Raw genomic sequence first — 14,677 nt, 5'->3', positions numbered from 1 at the left:
GCCCCATGCGGGGGTGCGACGAGGTACGGGTGGCCGACCGGCTGCGCGAGCTGGACGACCGGCTGCGCGGGCCGGCCCGGCTCAAGGCGGAGCTGATGGTCGAGCTGCGGCACGCGCTGGACGACGCCGCCGAGGCGTACCGGGAGGGTGGGCTGTCGGCGGCGGAGGCGGAGCGACGGGCGGTGGCCGAGTTCGGCGCGCCGGCCCAGCTGGCGCCGGCCTACCAGGCGGAACTGGCGGCGGCGGCGCTGCGGGGGCTGTCGGTACGGGCGTTCGCGGTGGCCCTGGTCCTGCTGGTCGCCGGCGACCTCACTTGGAAGGGTTCCAGCTGGAGCGGCGGCCCGCCACCGCCCGCCGGCTACCTGCTGCTCTCCGCCTCGGTGAACTGGGTCTGGCTGGGCGTGGCCGGCTTCGCCCTGGCCGCGCTGGCGCTCGGGGCGGGCGCGGCGCGGCGCGGTCGGGCCGACGTGCCGGTGGCCGGCCGGCTGGTGGGGCTCGGCCTGACCGGCGCGCTGGCGCTCGGCGCGGCCGTCGGGGTCGCCCTGTTCGCCTGGTCGGTGCAGCTCTGGGACGCCGCCCTGACCTGGCCTCCGATGATCATCGGCGCGCTGCTGGTCGGCGCCGGCTACTGCTCCCTCGCCCGGGCCGCCCGCTGCTGGCTGCGCGCCGCCCGCTGACCCACCCGTCGCGCCCGGCCCCGGGCCGCACCAGCGCTCACGGCCGGCACGACGGCGGGTGGGGTGGGGAGCCGGAGGCGATTGGCCACCCTGCGGGTCAGGCCGGGGCGCTGGGGGGCGCGTCGGGGCCGAGGAACCGGCCGACGGTGGCGCTGAACTCGCGCCAGCCGGCCCGCTCGCCGGCCAGCGCCCGGCGACCGGAGTCGGTCAGCTCGTAGGTGCGCCGCTCCCGACCGCTGACCGTGCTCCACGAGCTGGCCACGTGCCCGGCCCGCTCCAGCCGGCGCAGCGCCGGGTAGATGGTGCCGGTGGGCAGGTCCAGGTTGCCGTCGCTGCGGGCCCGCAGCGCCTCGATGATGGCGTAGCCGTGCAGTGCGCCCTGCTCCAGCACCGCGAGCAGCAGCGCGTCGAGGTGTCCGTGCAGCGCCTGAGCCCTCATGCGTAGTAACGCTACTTGTCCGGCGCACGGATCGCTAGCGGGGTGCGGGGTCCGGTCCTGCCGGGCTGCCCACTAGGGTATGTGCCCAGAGTCACTGGCCGACCGGAAGCGTCGGCGAGTGGGCAACCCGACGCACACGGAGGTCAGCGTGGCCCGCCAGTCGCCCCAACGGCCCGACGCCGACGAGCCCGAGCTCGACGCCATCGACGGGCCGGTCGAGCCCGAGGTGGAGCGCGGCTCGGCCGACCGCTCCCTCTGGGACGAGCTGCGGATCGATCCGGTGGAGATCGCCCTCCCCGCCGGCACCGGTTTCACGCTGCGCGCGTACCGGCCGGCGCGGGAGCTGACCCCGACCGACGTCGCCGAGCGCGACGAGGACGACCCGTTCCTCGCCCGCCGCCAGGTCGTGGAGACCGAGGACGGCGAGGACGAGGAGGTGGTGATCCTCGACGAGGAGTTCGCCGCGCTCTCCGCCGAGGAGGACGAGGAGGAGGGCCGGGCCAAGGGCCGCAAGCGCGACGCCGACGCCGAGGACGAGGAGTCCGAGGCGGAGGAGGAGGACGCGGCGGGCGACGAGGAGGTGCCGCTCTTCCTCACCCACAAGGGGCGGCTGCTGCTCTTCAAGACCCCCGAGGCGCTGGTCAGTTTCATCCGTTCCGGCGCGCCCAACGACATGTCGCAACTGGACAGCTGGAATGAACTGTCCGAACGGGTGGAACCGGCCGACATCGCGCCACTCGACGAGGACACGTACGAGCTGGACCTGGTAGTGGAGAACCTGCGCGGCGGGCACGACACGTGGGACCCGACGCTGCTGATCGAGGCCGGCGAGGTCGCGCGTGACCTGTCGTACGCGCTGCGGCTACCGGCCGTGCTCGACATGCTCTCCGCCGGCTCCAGTCTGGACGACCTCGATGAGGCGCTGCGGTCGTCTGTCAACGGCGGAATCGGTGCTTTTCTCGGCCGGCGGCGGCTCAAGAAAATCGGGGCACAAACCGCAAGTTTGGGTTGGCGCACCATTGTCGGCAAGATCTCTGCTGTCGTGGACTGGCGCGACTGACCCCGAGCGGGGAGCATCAGTCTCTGGCAGAGAAAAGACCTGTGTCCCGGGAGGAGGACGACGCCGTGGCGCTCGTGCGCGTGTACTGCGGTCTGGCCTCGGCGGATCCGGCCGACCGATCGGCATCGGCCGGTTCGACGCTGACGTCCGCTGTGGTCGACGACGCAGGCCGTCTGCTGCATGTCTGCGAGATCGGTGACGACCCGACGGGCTACGCCCAGCTGGTCACGCTGCTCGTGGAGCGGTCGGGCGGGCCGAGCGGCGCGGCGATCGCGGCCGACAGCGACGACCACACGGTCACCTCGCTGCTGAGCGCCGCCGGGCGTCCACTCGCGATCGCCGACGACGACTCGGTCGACGACTTCGCCGAGCGCTTCGCCGACGACGACTCCCTGGAGGAGATGCAGTCTCCGCCGGCCGAGCGGCGCGCGGTGGGCCTGGCCCGCGCCCTTCAGGCCGGGGCGCTTTCCGCGGTCACCCTGCCCGCGCCCCGGGACCTGGCCGGATTCAAGCAGGTGCTCGCGGCGCACGCCGCCCTGTCCACCGGCCGCCACTCGGCCGCCGTGGCGCTGCGCGAGGTGCTGCGCGAGCTCTACCCGGCCGCCCTCCGGGCGTACCCGGACCCGGCCGAGCCGGTGGCGCTCGCGGTGCTCGACGCCCTCCCCGAGCCCGGCATGCTCGCCGGCACGACGGCCCACGGCCGCGACGTCGCGGTCGCCGCGGACGCGGTGGCCGCGCACCTGGCCGCCGACGGCGTGGCCGAGGCCGACGAGATCGACGCCGCGGTCACCGCCCTGCGGGTGGCGATCTCCGAGACTCCCCGCCGGGCCACCGTCAACCGGGCGCTCACCTCCGCCGTCGCGGAGACCGTCCGTCAGGCGGTCGCCTCGGTGCGGGCCTGCGACGCCGGTTGCGAGGCCCTGGTGGGCGCGCTCAGCGCCCGCGTCACCACGCCGGCTCCGGCACCCGGGCGGCGGGCCGCCGCCCGGCGCGGCGAGCCGGTCGGCGAGCTGTCCCCTCTGGACGGCGGCACGGCGGGCCTGCGTCCCGTCCGGCCGGCCGAATCCGAGCGTCCCACCCCCACCGGCCGGCGCAGCCGGCCCGAGCCGGTCTCCGGCGGGGCACTGCCGCCCGCCCCCCGGCCGCTCGGTCCGCCGCCGGTCGCACCGGCCCCGGTCGCGCCGCCGCCGGTCGCCCCCGCGCCGGTCACCCCTGCCGCCGCCGCGGCCACCCCGACCTCCGCTCCGCCCGCGCGAACCGACCCCGCCATGCCCGCGGTGCGCCGCGGCACCGACCCCGCCATGCCCGCGGTGCGCCGCGGCACCGACCCCGCCATGCCCATCGTGCGCCGGGGCACGGACTCCGCCATGCCGGCCGCCCGCCGGGGCACGGACCCGGGCATGCCGGCCGTGCGCCGGGGCACCGACCCCGCGATGCCGGCCGCCCGCCGGGGCACCGATCCGGGCATGCCCGCCGTGCGCCGGGGCACCGACCCGGGCATGCCGGTGGTGCGGCGGGGCGTCGACGCCCCGACCAACCGCCCGGTCTCCGCGCCGCCCCCGCCGCCGCCCGGCATCACGCCGATCGCGCCCGCGCAGCGGGGCAACGTGCCCCCCGCCGAGGCGGGCGAGCCGTTCCGGCCCACCCTGACCACGGCGGCGATCAACAACGCCCGCGCCGAGCGGCAGCGCACCGTCATCCCGCCCCGTCCGAAGACCAACGGCGCGCCGTCGGCGCCCACCGGTGGCTTCAGCGCCACCGACCTGAGCGTCCCGGTGCCGACCCCGCGCCCCGAGGCGGAGTCCGCCCCGCCCGGCTCCCGGGCGAACTGGCCGCTGGTCAACAACCCGGAGGACCCGGCCGACAGCTCCGCCGACAACCCGGTCGTCCCGTCGTACGGGGAGCGGGCCGGCCGGCAGGTGGACGCGCCGACCGACCCGGGCTCGGAGCGTCGGGTCACCCCGCCGTGGCTGGCCGACGACCTGCCGCCGGAGCCGCCGATGCTGCGGCTGGTCGAGCCGCCGCCGCTGGCGGACCGCGCGCTGCGCGACGCCCCGGCCCCGGGCACCGACCCGCGGCTGGAGACGCCCCCGCTGCGGCTGGTCGACCGGGAGGAGGCGAGCCGTTCCGGGCGCGCCGCCCGTGGTGACCGGTCGTCCCCGGAGCGCCGTCCGGAGTCGGCGGAGCACCGGCCGGAGCCGGCCGAGCGCCGCCCCGCGCCGATGGAGCACCGGCCTCCGCCGATCTCCGACGAGGGCGACGGAGACCTGCTGATCTTCGCGCAGGCCAGGTCCGCCTGGTTCGTCGGCCACGCCGAGGAGGAGTCCGAGCTGGACTGGTCGACCACGGCGGACACCGGCTGGCAGGCTGCCGAGCAGGCGGCCCGCCCGGCCGTCGGCGCGGAGACCTCCGCCGGCCTGCCCAAGCGGGTCCCGCAGGCCAACCTGGTGCCCGGCTCGCCGCTGCGCGAGGAGCGTCCGCTCCGGATCGTCCGGGACGCGGCGAGCCTCGCCGAGAACACCACCGGTTACTTCCGCGGCTGGCGTCGCGGGCAGGAGATCGGCGGGTTCGCGGTCGGCGGGCGCCCGGGTCGTGAGTCGGCCGGCGGTTGGGACTTCAGCCGCGATCCGGCCGAGCGCGAGGACGACCGGGAGTACGAGTTCCGGTCCGCCGGCTACCGTTCCTGAGCGCCGATAAAGCGCCTCCCACCTGCCTGTTTCTGCCCACACCCGGATAATTTGACGCCGGGTCAGGGTGGCCGGAGCCATACCGGCGGAACCGTCGGCGGCAGGTGACGCCGGGGTGGGAAGGCGACTCCAATGGCGACACCGGCAACCGGCTCCTCTGCGCTCACCCGCCGGGGAGTGCTCAGCGCGACGGTCGGCAGCCTGCTGCTGAGCGCCTGCGGGCAGGCGGAGACGCAGCACGAGGCGGAGCCGGACGGCAGCGCCTCGCCGAGCGGCGCGGAGCTGGTGATCGGGGTCAGCCTGGAGCTCACCGGCCGGGGCGCCGCCCTCGGGGTCATGCAGGAACGCGCCCTGCAGATCACGCTGGAGGACCTCAACGTCGACCGGGTGCAGGTGGGCAACCAGCGCCGGAGCGTACGGGTGCTGGTGCGGGACAACCGCAGCGATCCGCGCCTGGCCGCCCGGCAGGCCACCGAGCTGATCCGCCAGGACCGGGTGCACGCCCTGCTCGGCACCACGCTGACCGAGACCGCCATGGCGGTCGTCGGGGTGGCCCAGCGCCTCCAGACCCCGTTCGTCTCGCTCGCGCCCGGGGACGGCATCGTGCTGCCGCTGGCGCAGCGGACCTTCATCTACAAGCTCACGCCGGACGCGGTGGACGTCGCCCGCCGGCTGGCCCGGCTGATCAGCGCCAAGGGGCTGGAGCGGGTCGCCCTGCTGGCCGCCGACGGCCTGCACGGCGACTCCGGCGTCCGCGCTGTGGCGGCCGCGCTGCGGGCCGTCGGGGTCGAGCTGGACCGCACCGTACGCCTGCCGCGCACCGGCGCCGACTTCACCTCCGCCGCCCGAGAGGCGGTGGCCGGTGATCCCGACGGCGTGGTGGTGTGGGGGGCGGCACCGGACAGCGGCAGCGCCGCCCGCGCGCTGCGCCGGGCACGCTGGCGCGGTCCGCTCTTCTTCGACGCCGCCGCGGTCGCCGAGGAGACCGTGCAGGGCAGCAACGCGGCCGCCGTGGAGGGGGCGTACGCGGTGCACCCGGCCTGCCTGGCGGACTCCACCCTGATGGGCACCACCATGGCCGCGCTGGCCCGGCGCGAACTGGTGTTCCGCTACATCCAGCAGTACGGCGGGTTCAGCGGCTTCGCCCCGTACGCCTCCGACGCCCTCCAGGTCATCGCCGACGCGGCCCGACTGGCCGGCAGCGTCGACCGTGGACGACTGCGGGCGTACCTGCAGACGCAGGTGACCGAGGGCATGGCCGGGTGGTACGCCTTCGCGCCGATCCGGCACGGCGGGATGGACCGCGACTCGCTGGGCGTCTACCAGCTCACCCAGGGCGGCTGGGCCCGGGTCTCCTGACCCCGGCCCGTCTTACCCCTCTTTTCACCCGCAGCCCCGGGCACCGGCACTCCCCGGCGCTCGGGGCTGCGCTGCCTCCACTGCGGACCGATTCAGCGGGCAGCTGCCGTCGGCATGTCGCGTCACCGACCGGTCGTGGACGCGCAGACGCGCCCGGCGTCGGCCGAAGCCGCCACCGGGCGCGTCGAGACCGGTCAGGCCGGGGCGACCGCGCGCGAACGACGCATGGTCAGCACGTACTCGACCAGCGAGATCAGCACGTGCTTGGTCGACTCCCGGTTGCGGGCGTCGCAGGCCACCACCGGCACGTCCGTCGAGATCGCCAGCGCGTCCCGGACGTCCTGCGGGTCGTGGTACTGCATCCCGTCGAAGCAGTTGATGGCCACCAGGTACGGCAGCCGCCGGTGCTCGAAGAAGTCGATCGCCGCGAAGCAGTCGGCCAGCCGGCGGGTGTCGACCAGGACGACGGCGCCGATGGCGCCGCGTACCAGCTCGTCCCACATGAACCAGAACCGCGTCTGGCCCGGCGTACCGAACAGGTACAGGATCAGGTCCCGGTCGATCGAGATCCGGCCGAAGTCCATCGCCACGGTGGTCGTCGTCTTGCCCGGCACCTGCCGGGTGTCGTCGACGCCCACGCCCGCGGAAGTCATGATGGCCTCGGTGGTCAGCGGCGTGATCTCCGAGACCGAGCCGACCAGCGTCGTCTTGCCGACGCCGAATCCACCGGCGATAACGATCTTCGCCGACGTCACGCGCCCGCTCGGGGCCGACGGCCGGTGCGACATGTCAGAGCCTGCGAAGTCCACTCAGCACCCTCTCCAGCAGTTCAGTGCCCACCGCGTCGTCGGAGTCGTCCAGAATGGTCGGCTCGTGGACCGCGACCAGGCCATCCGTCGCCATGTCGGCGATGAGCACCCGGGCCACACCCAACGGAAGCTGCATTCGGGCCGCGATCTCGGCCAACGACTGCACGCGTCCGTCACACAGCGCGGCGATGTACTGGTGCTCACGGCCCTGACCGCCGTTGCCACTGGCAGCGGCGCGACCGCGCACCGTCGTCTCGACGAGCGCCTCCATGGCGATGTCGAGCCGGGGACGGGTACGACCACGGGTCACGGCGTATGGACGGACCAACGCTCCGGTCGGTTCGTCACGATCAACCATGTCGCCGCTCACCTCCTTCGTACCCGGCACCGGCTCGCGCCCGGTGGAACCCGTCGTTCTTGTCGTGTCGTTGCTGCCGTGCCGACCAGGTGGTCAGCTCGGTCAGCCCATCATCCCGACGGCCGTGCGGGGCTGCGGGGTCAGCGCGTCGCCCACCCGGTCGACCAGCAGGGCCATCTCGTAGCCGACCTGGCCCACGTCACAGCTGCGGGCGGCCAGCACCGCGAAGGAGGATCCGTCGGAGATGGACATCAGGAACAGGAAGCCGTTGTCCATCTCGACGACGGTCTGCAGCACCGCGCCACCCTCGAAGCAGCGCGCCGCGCCCTGGGTCAGGCTGACCAGACCGGAGGCGATGGCGGCCAGCTGGTCGGCTCGGTCCCGCGGCAGGTCCCGTGACGACGCGAGGAGCAGGCCGTCGGCGGAGACGGCGACCGCGTGCGCCACACCGGGCACCCGGTCAGCGAAGTTGGCGAGGAGCCAACCGAGATCCTGCGTAGTTGTCATCCTTCTTGCTCCTTCTGCCCGCTCCCGGCCGCCGGGCCGGAGCCCGACTGCGGGGATTGCTGCCCTCCCGGAGTCGCCTCCGAGCTGGTGGGGTTGCTGTCCGAGGGGTTGCTGCGCCCGCGCTGCACGCCGCGATGGTAGGCCGACAGCAGACCGCGCACCGCCTCCGGCGTACGCCGCTGCACCGAGGTGGTCGGCTTCTCGACCGCGCCCGGAACGAGCTGGGCCATCGGCGTCCGCTTCGGCAGGCCGGTCTGGGTGGTGGCCGCCACCGGCACCTCGGAGGCCGCCACGGCGGCACGCCAGCCGTCGTCGGCCGCGGTCTGCCAGCCGGCCGACTGCGGGGTGGGTCGGCGGTTGGGCAGGGCCTCGGCCGGACCGGGGCGGGCGCCTCCGTTGGTCGTCGACCCGTTGTCGCGGGGCGCCCCTCCGGCCGTCGGAGTGTTTGCCATCGGTGCGTTACCTGTCGTCCGTGTTGCGGTGTTCGGGACGGGGCGACCGGCGGCGTCGACGGCGGACATCTGCTGGGTCGCGGTTCCGTTGGCCGCCGGCTTGGCGGCGGCGGCCGCCGCCTCCTCCGGGCCCGGCTTGCGGGTACGGAACCAGGCCGACTCCAGCTCCCGGAAGATCGGCAGCTCCATCGTCTCGTCCGCGTACCGCTGCCGGTTGGCCGTCTCCTGCGGCGTCGGCGGCCGGTTGACCGGGGCCGGCTGCGCCGCGCGCGCCTGCGGCGTGGTCGGCTGCCGCACGGCCGGCGGGGTGGCCGGGGCCGCGGGCTGCGCGGTCGACTGGCTCGCTTCGGGGCGCGCCACCCGGGGCAGCTCGGTGGTCATGTCCAGCGCGGCGGCGAGCCGCTCGGGCACCGGCGGGGCGGCCGGCTCCGGGTTGGCCACCGGCGGCCAGGCCGGCGGGGCGGCCGGGCCGGGCGGGTTCTGCCGGGGCGGCGCGGACGCCGGCTGGGCGGAGACCGGGGCGGCCGAGACGGGCTGACCCGAGTACGGCTGACCGGAGACCGGGTGCCCGGAGTACGGCGAGGCCGAGACCGGCGGACCCGAGTACGGCGAGGCCGAGACCGGGTACCCGGAGGTCGGGGCGCCGGAGACCGGCGGCAGCGGGGGCGCCGAGACCGGCGGGACCGGCGGCGCGCTGTAGGGGCGGGCCTCCGGGCTGCTCGGCAGCTGCCGCGGCACCACCGGCTGCTGCCCGGTGACCGGGTCGATGTCGCCGGAGCGCCGCTGCGGCAGCGGGTCGATCTGCTGGCCGTTGGAGGGGCGCGGGGCGAAGGTGTCGTTGCCGTTGAGCGCGCTGGCGCCGGTCAGGTCCGACCAGGCCGGCATGGAGCGCCCCCCGCCGGCGTTGGCCGGCGAGCCGTTCTGCGGGGCCGGGTCGAAGGGCCGCCCACCGAGGGTGACCTGGTTGCCGGACTCGCCGGTACGCGGCGCCGGCGCCGGGCCGTTGCCGAGCGCGGGCAGCGCGCCGAAGGTCGGAACCGGGCCGGACTGCTGCGGGCCGGGCGTGGCCGCGGGCAGCGCCGGGGCCGGCTGGCCGCGCCCGGTGAGCGCCCGGGGCACCAGCACGGAGGTGGGCATGGTGACCTCGGCCACCGTGCCACGGTCCAAAGCGGGACGCAGCTCGACCTTGACGCCGTGCCGCGAGGCCAGCCGGGCGACCACGACCAGGCCCATCATCCGGGAGACGGCCACGTCCACCTGGGGCGGCGTGGCGAGCCGCTCGTTGAGGTCGCCCAGCTGCTCCGGGCTGATCCCGATGCCACGGTCCTCGACGTAGAGGGTGGCCCGGTCGCCGATGCGGCGCGCCTCCACCATGACCTGCGAATCCGGCGGCGAGAACGCGGTCGCGTTGTCGAACAGCTCGGCGACGAGGTGCACCATGTCGTTGACCGCGTGCGCGGCGACCTCGATGTCCCGGTCGATGATCCCGAACTCGATCCGGGTGTAGTGCTCGACCTCGGACTGCGCGGCGCGCAGCACGTCGATCAGGGCGGCCGGCTCGCGCTGCACGCGGGTGGAGTCCGCCCCGGCGAGCACCAGCAGGTTCTCGTCGTTACGGCGCATCCGGGTGGCCAGGTGGTCGAGCTGGAACAGCTCGGCCAGGCGGTCCGGGTCCTCCTCGCCGCGCTCCAGCCGGTCGAGGTGGCCGATCAGCCGGTCGACCAGGATCTGCGAACGGCGGGCGAGGTTGACGAACATGGTCGCGACGGAGGAACGCAGCGCGGCCTGCTCGGCGGCGGTGCGGACCGCCTCCAGGTGGACCGCGTTGAACGCCTCGGTCACCTGGCCGAACTCGTCCTTGCTGCGCACCGGCAGCGGCTCGGCGATCTGGTTGGCCAGCTGCGCCGGGGAGAGCTGGCCGCTGACCTGCGGGTCGCGCAGTCGGGCCACCGCCTGCGGCAGGCCGTACTGGGCGATGGAGAGGGCGCCCTGGCGCAGGTCGCGCAGGGAGCGGGCCATCGACCGGGCGACCAGGTACGCGAAGAGGATCGCCAGCAGCAGCATGCTCAGCAGCAGGCCGGTCTCCAGGAAGACCTGGCGCTGCACGTCCGAGCGAAGGTCCTCGGCCTGCCGGACCACCTTGCCGTCGAGCTTGACCTCGACGGTACGGATCAGCGCGGCGTTGGCCACCATGGCCGCGTCCCACTGGTCTCTGCCGAACTCGACCCCGTCGATGCTCTCGGTGTCGCGGGACTTGATGAAGCCGCTGTAGGTCTCGGCCTGGCGCAGGTCGGAACCGGCGACCGTCTGCTGGTACAGCTCGTGCTCGGACTGGTTGGCGACCGACTGGAAGGTCCGCCGGGCCAGCTCCTCGCCTTTCTCGCTGGCGATGAAGTCGTCGCGCAACGGCGCGATGTACGACTTCCGGAGGAGCACCCGGTGCACCGCCACCCGGCGCAGCGACAGGAACTCCTTCTCCCGGGCCACCGCGGCGGAGGCGCGCATCCGGTCGCTCAGGTCGTTGTCGCCGGCGAGCTGGGTGGCCGAGTCCCGGACGCTGATCAGCTGGTCGATCAGGTCCTGGTACGACCCGACCGCGTTGCTGAGGCTGAGCTTGCCGTTGTAGACCTGGCTCCGGGTGCCGGGCAGGTCGCTCAGCTCCTTGTCGATCCGGTCGAGCAGCGTCTCGAAGCTGGCCGGGAGATCCTCGATCTCCAGCCGTTGCCGCGAGTACGGCGCCTTGGCCTGGTCGACCCGTTGGTTGATCCGGTTGTACGCCTCCTGGTACTGGTCCCGGGGCTGCCCCTTGGGGGCTCCCAGCAGCAGCACGGCGGAGGTGCGTTCGTCCTGGAGACTGTTGACCAGGTCACCCGAGTACCCGATCAGATTGGCCAGGTCACCCGCTCGGTTGGCATTGTTGAGTGTCTGCAGGTGGTCCACCAGACCACTGGTGCCCACGACGACCGTGGCGATGGTCGGCACGATCATGATCAGACCGAGCTTGGACCAGATCGGCATGTCGCGGAGCCGGCCGGCCGGCCGGCGTAGACGCGACAGGAAGGAGCCCGCCGTCTTCGGCCGTTTGCTCACGTCACCGTCCTCGCGATTGCAGCGTCCCCGCGTTGCCACGGGCAACGCCCAGCGACCGACCCGGCGGGTCGGACCCCCGAGATTCCATCACGCCGCCCCTGAAAGAGAAAGCCCAGGTTGGCGGTCGCTGAAGGTGTGATGAGATGTTGAAGCAATTTGATAGCAATCCGTCTGGCCGGAGTTACCGAACGTAATGGAATACCGTCACCGCGTTGTCCTGCTCGCCGGCCCTTCCGGCTCGGGAAAGTCGTATATAGCGCATCGAACCGGACTTCCGGTGCTGTGTCTGGACGACTTCTACAAGGACGGCGATGACCCTACGTTGCCGCGCCAGAACGGACTGGTGGACTGGGACTCGCCCGAGTCCTGGGATGCCGTGACGGCCGTGGACACAATTGCCCGACTGGCCCAGGAGGGCAAGGCCGAAGTGCCGGTTTATGCGATCGGTGCCGACCGACGGGTGGCCACCCGGCCATTCGAGGTGGCCGGATCGCCACTTTTCGTCGCCGAAGGGATCTTCGCCGCCGAGATCGTCGAGGAGTGCCGCCGCCGGGGGCTGCTCGCCGGGGCGTACGCGCTGCGTCGCCCGCGCGGCACGACCTTCATCCGCCGGCTGACCCGTGATCTCGCCGAACAGCGCAAGGCGCCGAAGGTCCTGCTGCGGCGCGGGGTGGCCCTGCTGCGCGCCGAACCGGCGGTGCTGCGCCGGCAGACCGGCCTGGGCGCCGAGGCCGCCCGCGCGCGGGACGTGCTGCGGCGGGTGGCCGGCCTGGTCGCCAGCCACCCGCACCACTGATCAGGCCAGCAGCTTCGCGTACGCCGGCTTGATCACCTCGTCGATGATCCGCAGCCGCTCGTCGAACGGGATGAAGGCGCTCTTCATGGCGTTGATGGTGAACCACTGGAACTCCTTCCAGCCGTAGCCGAAGGCCTCCGCCAGCAGCGCCATCTCCCGGGACATCGAGGTGCCGCTCATCAGCCGGTTGTCGGTGTTGACCGTGACCCGGAACCGGAGGTCGCGCAGCAGCCCGATCGGGTGGTCGGCGATCGACGCGACCGCGCCGGTCTGCACGTTCGACGACGGGCAGAGCTCCAGCGGGATGCGCTTGTCCCGCACGTACGCGGCCAGCCGGCCGAGCACCGGCTGCGGGCCGGTGGTGATGTCGTCGACGATCCGCACCCCGTGGCCGAGCCGGTCCGCTCCGCACCACTGGATCGCCTGCCAGATCGAGGGCAGCCCGAACGCCTCGCCGGCGTGGATGGTGAAGTGGAAGTTCTCCCGCTGCAGGTACTCGAAGGCGTCCAGGTGGCGGGTGGGCGGGAAGCCCGCCTCGGCGCCGGCGATGTCGAAGCCGACCACCCCGGTGTCCCGGTGCCGCACGGCCAGCTCGGCGATCTCCTGCGAGCGCGCGGCGTGCCGCATCGCGGTCAGCAGGGTGCCCACCCGGATGGGGCTGCCGGCCGCGGCGGCCTCCGCGCTGCCCTCGGCGAAGCCCTCCACCACGGCCGCGACCACCTCGTCCAGCGTGAGGTTCTGCTCCAGGTGCTGCTCGGGGGCGAACCGGACCTCGGCGTAGACCACGCCGTCGGCGGCCAGGTCGAGCGCGCACTCCCGGGCCACCCGGCGCAGCGCCGACGCGGTCTGCATCACGGCGACGGTGTGCGCGAACGTCTCCAGGTAGCGCTCCAGCGAACCCGAGTTCGCCGCCTCCACGAACCAGCGGCCGAGCGCCTCCGGGTCGGTGGTGGGCAGCTCGTGATCGGCCTCGGCGGCGAGTTCGACGACCGTCGCCGGCCGCAGGCCGCCGTCGAGATGATCGTGCAGCAGCGCCTTGGGGACCTTGACGATGTCCTCGTATCGGATTGCGACCATGCTCAGACCCTAGCCAGCCCCCGGCCGTGCCGGGACGGGACCGCCGGGCCGGCGCGTCGGCGTGAACCGCACCGCCCCGTACGGACATGACAGGGGCAGGGAGGGCGCGACATGACTGACGACCGAGAGCTCTGGGCCCGGAGCCTCGACGGTGACACCACGGCCTTCGGCACGCTCTTCGAGCGGCACGCGGACGCGGTGTTCGGCTACTGCCTGCGGCGTACGGGGGCGTGGTCGGCCGCGGAGGACCTGGTCTCGGTGGTGTTCCTGGAGGCCTGGCGGCGAAGACGGGCGATGGTGCCGTACGGCGCGAGCGTCCTGCCCTGGCTCTACGGCATCGCGCTGGGCGTCAGCCGCAACCACCACCGGTCGCTGCGGCGGCACCGGGCCGCGCTGGACCGGGTGCCACCGCCCGAGCCCGCCGCCGACCACGCCGACGCGGTCGTCGAGCGGGTGGACGCCGAGCGACGGGTCGCCGCCGTGCACCGCCACCTCGCCGGGCTCGCCCGCCGGGACCGGGAGGTGGTGGAGGCCTGCGTCTGGCTCGGACAGACCCAGGCCGAGGCCGCCGTCACGCTCGGCATCCCGCTGGGCACCGTCAAGTCCCGCCTGGCCCGGGCGCACCGTCAGCTACGCACCGGCGTGCTCGCCGACCTCGCGATGGAGGACCGACCCGATGGACCACAGTCCGCTCCGCCCGGACCTGCCGCACCTGCCCGCCGAACGGGTCCGCGTACGCCGTGACGCGCTGTTGCGGGAGATCGCCCCGGCGCGGCGGCCAGCGGTGACTGCGATGCGCCGACGCCTCGCCGTGGTCGCCGTCGGGCTGGCCACGCTGGCGGCGACCGGGACGGCGGTCGTGGTCGCCGGCCGGCCCGACCGGCCCACCGTCCCGGCGGCGCCCCCGCCGGCGACCACGTCGGCTCCCGACGGCGCGGTCACCGTGACGGAGGCCGACACCGCCGACCCGACCCGGGCCAACGACGAGCTGCGCCGGATCGGCGCCCGGGCGACCCTCGTCAAGACGGTGCCGGAGGCCGCCTGCCCGCCGCAGGACCGGGGCACCGGGGTAGGGCTCGACCCGCCGGTCGGGTTCGGGCCGGACTCCGCCGTGACCTTCAACGAACCCGGCACCGTCCTGCGCATCCACCCGGACCGGATTCCGGCGGGGCTGATGCTCGCGGTGCACCTGCGCCAGCAGGAGGTGAACGGCAGCTACCTGGCGGGCTGGGGGTTGTACCGGCTGCCCGGGCCGCGCTGCGTGGTCGCCGGGGCGTACCGGTCGTTCGACGAGCCGACTCCGGGAGCGAGCACGCCCCGCTGAGCCGACCCGTCGACCGGGTCCACTGTCGCGGCACGGGGCGCG

General features: G+C 74.3%; 13 protein-coding genes. 7 read left to right on the top strand and 6 right to left on the bottom strand.

Annotated elements, in window-relative coordinates:
- Positions 1 to 5 precede the first annotated feature (5 nt).
- Positions 6 to 677 (top strand): permease prefix domain 1-containing protein, encoded by a 672-nt coding sequence (locus V6U88_RS08920; RefSeq protein WP_334451488.1) that lies wholly within the window; start codon positions 6 to 8, stop codon positions 675 to 677.
- Positions 678 to 774: 97 nt separating this feature from the next.
- On the opposite strand, the gene V6U88_RS08915 is transcribed toward V6U88_RS08920, so the two are convergent.
- Positions 775 to 1,116, bottom strand: coding sequence for a PadR family transcriptional regulator (locus tag V6U88_RS08915; protein ID WP_334451486.1), 342 nt, complete (start codon positions 1,114 to 1,116; stop codon positions 775 to 777).
- 118 nt (positions 1,117 to 1,234) lie between these two features.
- Between V6U88_RS08915 and V6U88_RS08910 the strand changes: the two genes are divergently transcribed.
- The 3 genes from V6U88_RS08910 to V6U88_RS08900 all read left to right on the top strand — a co-directional run bounded on the left by V6U88_RS08910 (position 1,235) and on the right by V6U88_RS08900 (position 6,222).
- Positions 1,235 to 2,176 carry a DNA primase gene (locus V6U88_RS08910; protein WP_334451485.1) on the top strand — a complete coding sequence of 314 codons (942 nt, stop codon included), beginning with the start codon at positions 1,235 to 1,237 and terminating at the stop codon, positions 2,174 to 2,176.
- A 41-nt stretch (positions 2,177 to 2,217) separates the two neighbouring features.
- Entirely contained in the window at positions 2,218 to 4,863 is a 2,646-nt protein-coding gene (locus V6U88_RS08905; protein WP_334451484.1) for a transposase, read from the top strand.
- A gap of 132 nt (positions 4,864 to 4,995) precedes the next feature.
- The gene (locus tag V6U88_RS08900) at positions 4,996 to 6,222 is read left to right on the top strand and encodes an ABC transporter substrate-binding protein (RefSeq protein WP_334451483.1); all 1,227 of its coding nucleotides are present in this window, start codon (positions 4,996 to 4,998) and stop codon (positions 6,220 to 6,222) included.
- A 194-nt stretch (positions 6,223 to 6,416) separates the two neighbouring features.
- Here the strand turns inward: V6U88_RS08900 and V6U88_RS08895 are convergent, their stop codons facing one another.
- The 4 genes from V6U88_RS08895 to V6U88_RS08880 all read right to left on the bottom strand — a co-directional run bounded on the left by V6U88_RS08895 (position 6,417) and on the right by V6U88_RS08880 (position 11,438).
- On the bottom strand, positions 6,417 to 7,010 hold the full coding sequence (locus V6U88_RS08895) for a GTP-binding protein (RefSeq protein ID WP_334451482.1): 594 nt from the start codon (positions 7,008 to 7,010) through the stop codon (positions 6,417 to 6,419).
- A 1-nt stretch (position 7,011) separates the two neighbouring features.
- Positions 7,012 to 7,389, bottom strand: coding sequence for a DUF742 domain-containing protein (locus V6U88_RS08890; RefSeq protein WP_334451903.1), 378 nt, complete (start codon positions 7,387 to 7,389; stop codon positions 7,012 to 7,014).
- 102 nt (positions 7,390 to 7,491) lie between these two features.
- Positions 7,492 to 7,896 carry a roadblock/LC7 domain-containing protein gene (locus V6U88_RS08885; protein WP_013283992.1) on the bottom strand — a complete coding sequence of 135 codons (405 nt, stop codon included), beginning with the start codon at positions 7,894 to 7,896 and terminating at the stop codon, positions 7,492 to 7,494.
- Entirely contained in the window at positions 7,893 to 11,438 is a 3,546-nt protein-coding gene (locus tag V6U88_RS08880; RefSeq protein ID WP_334451465.1) for a sensor histidine kinase, read from the bottom strand. Before V6U88_RS08880 ends, V6U88_RS08885 begins: the two co-directional genes overlap by 4 nt.
- A gap of 277 nt (positions 11,439 to 11,715) precedes the next feature.
- Between V6U88_RS08880 and V6U88_RS08875 the strand changes: the two genes are divergently transcribed.
- Entirely contained in the window at positions 11,716 to 12,234 is a 519-nt protein-coding gene (locus tag V6U88_RS08875) for an ATP-binding protein (protein WP_334451464.1), read from the top strand.
- On the opposite strand, the gene V6U88_RS08870 is transcribed toward V6U88_RS08875, so the two are convergent.
- Positions 12,235 to 13,311: an adenosine deaminase gene (locus V6U88_RS08870; protein WP_334451463.1), complete on the bottom strand. Its 1,077-nt coding sequence runs from the start codon at positions 13,309 to 13,311 to the stop codon at positions 12,235 to 12,237.
- A 111-nt stretch (positions 13,312 to 13,422) separates the two neighbouring features.
- Here V6U88_RS08870 and V6U88_RS08865 point away from each other — a divergent pair, with 111 nt between their 5' ends.
- Entirely contained in the window at positions 13,423 to 14,055 is a 633-nt protein-coding gene (locus tag V6U88_RS08865) for an RNA polymerase sigma factor (protein ID WP_334451462.1), read from the top strand.
- Positions 13,988 to 14,635, top strand: coding sequence for a hypothetical protein (locus tag V6U88_RS08860; RefSeq protein ID WP_334451461.1), 648 nt, complete (start codon positions 13,988 to 13,990; stop codon positions 14,633 to 14,635). The genes V6U88_RS08865 and V6U88_RS08860 overlap by 68 nt, the downstream gene beginning before the upstream one ends.
- Positions 14,636 to 14,677 lie beyond the last annotated feature (42 nt).

Origin of the sequence: Micromonospora sp. CPCC 205739, assembly GCF_036906795.1 — a bacterium.
GTDB lineage: Bacteria > Actinomycetota > Actinomycetes > Mycobacteriales > Micromonosporaceae > Micromonospora.
The sequence above is the reverse complement of the archived record's forward strand: the minus strand, read 5'-3'. Positions and strand labels throughout refer to the sequence as shown.

Excerpts from the sequence above, each read along its gene's own strand:
- V6U88_RS08920 (WP_334451488.1), top strand. The coding sequence starts at position 6 with ATGCGGGGGTGCGACGAGGTACGGGTGGCCGACCGGCTGCGCGAGCTG.
- V6U88_RS08915 (WP_334451486.1), bottom strand. The coding sequence starts at position 1,116 with ATGAGGGCTCAGGCGCTGCACGGACACCTCGACGCGCTGCTGCTCGCG.
- V6U88_RS08900 (WP_334451483.1), top strand. The coding sequence starts at position 4,996 with ATGGCGACACCGGCAACCGGCTCCTCTGCGCTCACCCGCCGGGGAGTG.
- V6U88_RS08895 (WP_334451482.1), bottom strand. The coding sequence starts at position 7,010 with ATGTCGCACCGGCCGTCGGCCCCGAGCGGGCGCGTGACGTCGGCGAAG.
- V6U88_RS08890 (WP_334451903.1), bottom strand. The coding sequence starts at position 7,389 with ATGGTTGATCGTGACGAACCGACCGGAGCGTTGGTCCGTCCATACGCC.
- V6U88_RS08885 (WP_013283992.1), bottom strand. The coding sequence starts at position 7,896 with ATGACAACTACGCAGGATCTCGGTTGGCTCCTCGCCAACTTCGCTGAC.
- V6U88_RS08870 (WP_334451463.1), bottom strand. The coding sequence starts at position 13,311 with ATGGTCGCAATCCGATACGAGGACATCGTCAAGGTCCCCAAGGCGCTG.
- V6U88_RS08865 (WP_334451462.1), top strand. The coding sequence starts at position 13,423 with ATGACTGACGACCGAGAGCTCTGGGCCCGGAGCCTCGACGGTGACACC.
- V6U88_RS08860 (WP_334451461.1), top strand. The coding sequence starts at position 13,988 with ATGGACCACAGTCCGCTCCGCCCGGACCTGCCGCACCTGCCCGCCGAA.